At 59.1% G+C, this 4,190-nt stretch carries 2 protein-coding genes and 4 pseudogenes; 2 read left to right on the forward strand and 4 right to left on the reverse strand.

Annotated elements, in window-relative coordinates; all coding sequences use genetic code 11:
- Nucleotides 1-167: 167 nt before the first annotated feature.
- Together EOA33_RS02545 and EOA33_RS40185 are read right to left on the reverse strand one after the other, a co-directional pair.
- Nucleotides 168-331: pseudogene (locus tag EOA33_RS02545) on the reverse strand (thioredoxin domain-containing protein); the annotation flags it as partial.
- A 275-nt stretch (nt 332-606) separates the two neighbouring features.
- A pseudogene (locus tag EOA33_RS40185) lies at nt 607-813 on the reverse strand (pyridoxal-phosphate dependent enzyme); the annotation flags it as partial.
- On the opposite strand from EOA33_RS40185, the gene EOA33_RS02555 reads away from it, so the two are divergent.
- The gene (locus tag EOA33_RS02555) at nt 719-1,660 is read left to right on the forward strand and encodes a TauD/TfdA family dioxygenase (protein ID WP_127389303.1); all 942 of its coding nucleotides are present in this window, start codon (nt 719-721) and stop codon (nt 1,658-1,660) included. The pseudogene EOA33_RS40185 and the gene EOA33_RS02555 sit on opposite strands and share 95 nt — an antisense overlap.
- Nucleotides 1,661-2,254: 594 nt before the next feature.
- On the opposite strand, the gene EOA33_RS38845 is transcribed toward EOA33_RS02555, so the two are convergent.
- Complete coding sequence (locus EOA33_RS38845; RefSeq protein WP_024504272.1) at nt 2,255-2,524, reverse strand: hypothetical protein; 270 nt, start codon at nt 2,522-2,524, stop codon at nt 2,255-2,257.
- A 993-nt stretch (nt 2,525-3,517) separates the two neighbouring features.
- Between EOA33_RS38845 and EOA33_RS02565 the strand changes: the two are divergent.
- Nucleotides 3,518-3,664: pseudogene (locus tag EOA33_RS02565) on the forward strand (multicopper oxidase domain-containing protein); the annotation flags it as partial.
- 104 nt (nt 3,665-3,768) lie between these two features.
- On the opposite strand, the pseudogene EOA33_RS40190 reads toward EOA33_RS02565, so the two are convergent.
- Nucleotides 3,769-3,897: pseudogene (locus EOA33_RS40190) on the reverse strand (LysR family transcriptional regulator); the annotation flags it as partial.
- Between the last annotated feature and the right edge of the window lie 293 nt (nt 3,898-4,190).

Raw genomic sequence — 4,190 nt, forward strand, 5'->3', positions numbered from 1 at the left:
CTGCTTCTCGACCTCCTTGTCCGACATCGGCAGCGTGAATTCACGGAAATGCCGGATGCGGTCGGAGGCCGGCTGGTACTTGTGCACCTGCCGGTCGATTTCGAGAAAGCCTGTTACCTTGCCCATAGTCCAGCTCCTGCTGTCCAGATGGCGCGCCTGGCGACGCCCTGCAGCTGGATCAGATGGGGCATCCCGTCCACACATGGGCCGCACCAAGTTGCCCAAAATTCGACTATGTACACTTGCCGGGCTCAAAGCTCGTGAGGGGCTCGCCATGCAGCCAGTTCTCGACTCTAATCGAAGGAGCCGGGGACTCCATCTGCAATACCACGTTGCGGTCCAAAGCTATTTCCAAAGGTTTCTGCACGAGCTGGTTTCCTCTCAGAGACGGCACACGGGTTCAGGGAGGAGCGCATCGCTCGTCTTGCCCCATTAAGTGCAGTCACAGTCACTCAGTCTCAAAAGCCATGCCAACGCGCTCAGCGCGCAGTTAGCGCCCATTGCTTCGAAAAACCTCGTCAGTGCCCAGATGTTGGTTGTAATGAACCTGACATTTGTCTGACGCTGTCAGCTTTTGGACACGCGATCACGCGCTTCGTGCCGCCAGGCCAGGCCGAGCCCTGTGTTGCCAGCGGTCGCTTCGATGATTGTACCGCCCGGCGCGAGCTGGCCACGCTGTTCGGCATTAACGATCATCGACAACGCAATGCGATCCTTGATCGATCCGCCGGGATTTTGGCTTTCGAGCTTGACGAAGAGAATTCCTGACTCCGACGTTGTACCGCTGACCAGCCGTGTTGGAGCTGAAATCAGAGGAGTTCGCCTTGGTGGAGACCTTTCGGACGCAGCGATAGCAGCCATCAACCAGCTTCTTCTAAAACACAAGGTGATCTTCTTCCGCGGCCAGGAGCATCTCGACGATGCGGAGCAGGAATTGTTCGCGCGGCGTCTGGGTAACCTTGTACCTCATCCCACGCAGGGGCCGGCAGCCGGCACGGCCTCAATCCTCAATCTCGATTCCGGCCGTGGCGGTGGCAGGGCAGACCAGTGGCATACCGATGTGACTTTCGTCGATGCCTATCCGAAATTCTCGGTCCTACGTGGCGTCGTCATTCCGGCGGCGGGGGGCGACACGATCTGGTCCAACACGCACGCCGCGTACGAGAATCTGCCGGCGCCGCTCAAAATATTGGCGGACAATCTGTGGGCTATTCATAGCAATGCCTACGACTACGCAGCCGTGCGCCCGCGCGCCACAGCCGAAGAGAAGAAGCACTTCGAGGAAGTTTTCACATCGACGATCTACGAGACCGAGCATCCGGTCGTGCGCGTCCATCCGGAAACCGGGGAGAAGTCGCTGCTGCTCGGCAATTTCGTGCAGCGCCTCGTCGGCCTTTCCAAGAGCGATTCCGCCAAACTCTACGAGGTGTTCCAGTCCTACGTCACTGCCCCGGAAAATACCGTGCGGTGGCGCTGGCAAGTAGGCGACGTCGCTATCTGGGACAACCGTGCTAACCAGCATTATGCGGTCAACGACTATGGCGACCAGCACCGGGTTGTGCGTCGCGCTACGGTTGACGGTGACGTTCCGATCGGCGTCGACGGTCGCCGCAGTATAACCCATGTCAAGGCAGCCAAGCCGGCGGCGAAGGCAGCCTGACCGTCTGAACAGGGTAAAGATGAAAACTTCGTATCGCCGCGGCCATATCGCGCTGCTTAACCGCCCCACAAAGCCTTATGATTTCCGAGAAGCAAGGCGAGTTGCGGGCTCGAGGCTTGGCCCGAAATCGAGGTCCTGCAGCGTGGCGCATGGCTCGAGTCGCTGCTCGTGGCCCCGCTGCAGCGGTACAGGTCCCCCACCGCCCCACCATCTCGCCCGCCCTGCACCTCGGATAGCGATCATTCACCGTTTGTTCATTATGATAGCGCACGATCATAACTGGACATGCTGGTAGCTCGTACATGCCTGAAGGCCCTGCGCGCCGACCCAGCGCCGGGGCCTTTTTACTTCCGCAAAATCGATTCCAGCAACGCGGGCACTTCGCAGGATGTCGGAATCCCGCGCTTGCGATGATACGCCGTACAGCGAATTGCGCGAGTCAAACGAATTTGGGTTTCTCAAATATAGAATCGTCGATACCGATCCTGATGGATCGAGCCTCGACGACGAAGTCAACCATCTTCAAACGGAATTATTCAACATTGCCGAGAGCTCCCGGTGTGCCGTCGAAGCCGACATTGGGGAGGTCAGCGGTCACCAACGATCATGGTGATCGCCAGCATCTTTCGTATTCACATAACCGTCGGCCTTGTACTTTCCCGAGGCCATGACATGAGTGGGTCTTCCAAGCACCGATTTGGCCCGGTAGGATTTGCAGGGGGCGCGGACAAGCGGATGAACAAACGGAATGATGCCGGAAAACTGCGCGCGCCTGCTGGGATTTAGCCGACCGTCGATAGGAACATAGCCCTGGTCGACGGCTTTCTGAAGGGCAAGAGTTTCGCCGACCTGGCTCAGGAACATGGCTTGTCGACAACGAGGGTGCGCCAAATCATCGAGAAGGCCGATCGGCTCGTGGGCGGCGCATTCAGACCAAGACTGAAACGTCCAACGCCTCGCCTCGGTCCGATTTCATGGTCGACTATCCCTATGTGTGCAAATGGCCGAGAAGCACCGGCTGGGTAGCGTCACGCCGCATCATTCTTTGCGGAGCTGGAGCGCGCGGGATCGCTGGAGCGGCTGGTGAAAGCGGTTGCCGGGGCGCACAACACGTGAGCTGGCGCCTCGTGTGGCAAAAGGAGAGGGCGAGAGCCCATGGCCTGCAATGAAGCGATCAAGCATTGCGATCGTGGAACCAAGCTAGTCGACCATCCGGACCGCGGCCTTCAATGCCAGCTCGCCTTGGAATCGGCCTTCCAGGAATTGGCTGAGCGCGCAGCGGAATCCGGCTGGACCGAGGAGATAGCCACGCGCTCCTCGAACTCGCCGGCGCGCGCCTCAGGAGCGACTCCGCCAATGACAGACTGAGAGGACGATTAATCGTGCCAGGGCAACGAGAGAGCGGCAGGTTCAAGAAGCTTCGCCTGAACCGATAGGAACGTCGCTGCGCCAATAAAATTGGCGGTGAAGGCTGACCGCGGCCGAGTCGGGCAAGCGAGCGAAGTGCTGAAATAAGGGCGTGAGAATCCAAGACATCGTTTGTAGAGAGCATCGAGCTTCGCGAGATTGTGGTACAGGATCGACCGCAGGTGTTCTCGCAGCGCTCGCAGAACCCGGGATTCTTCCGCGGCACCCGCCAAGGCGAAGAACGGTCAGAGTTGCACGATAACGTTTAAAAGCGAGCCTTCCTCCGAAAGTCTGCGCGCGCAGTTCCACGGTCCGATGCGCTTTCATAGCTATTCCAATCGCCGCGCCCATCCTCTCCCGGATCAGGTCCAGCGGGTCTGCAGTGCATGCGCCCCCAAAGTGGACGCCATTGGGCCGGGTGAACCGGGCTCGATTGCGCGCCGAAGGCCCGTTCCAGGCCCGGAAATCCGGGTCCGTCAGGGCGAGCGCGTGCGGGTCGAGGTAGAGAACGGCCTTGCCGAGAAAACGACCGTGCACTGGCATCGCGTGCGTGTGCCACATGCCATGGATGGCGTGCCTCACCTCACGCAGAAGCCCGCGAAAAGGCAACGGAAGATCTAGCATTTATGGGGGAAATGTTTTTTCGGAGTGCTTGACCCGCAGGAAGGGCAGGGCATGACTGCCTATCGCCCGACCCGGCCGGCCGCACTCATGACCGGCTGGGCTCGGTTAATCCTGCATGCCGCGCCCATGAGGTTGCGCTCTGTCGGGAGTGCGTCGAGCACAACGACGAGATGTAGTTCACGATCTTTGAAACGCGTGTCAACCATCCAAAGTGTGGATGCCTTTCATCGAAACAAACGATTTCATCAATGTTCTGGAATCCTGCATGGGCAGAACAGAAACCGCCCGAAAGGAGATTTTTCATGCGCTCTACCGGGCAGTGGAGTGCTGGGAAAGGGAGTTGCAACTGACCGGGTCCGACTTCTTCCGAGTCTATGGACAGACTGGGAGACGCGCACGGTGTAGCGGCTCACATCGTCATACTGCACCTACGCCACACACCGGCCGGACCTGATCCGGCTTTATGAGCATTGGGCTTTGTCAGTTGCCCAAGCGTGAT

It is taken from the genome of Mesorhizobium sp. M4A.F.Ca.ET.050.02.1.1, from assembly GCF_003997725.1.
Classification (GTDB): domain Bacteria; phylum Pseudomonadota; class Alphaproteobacteria; order Rhizobiales; family Rhizobiaceae; genus Mesorhizobium.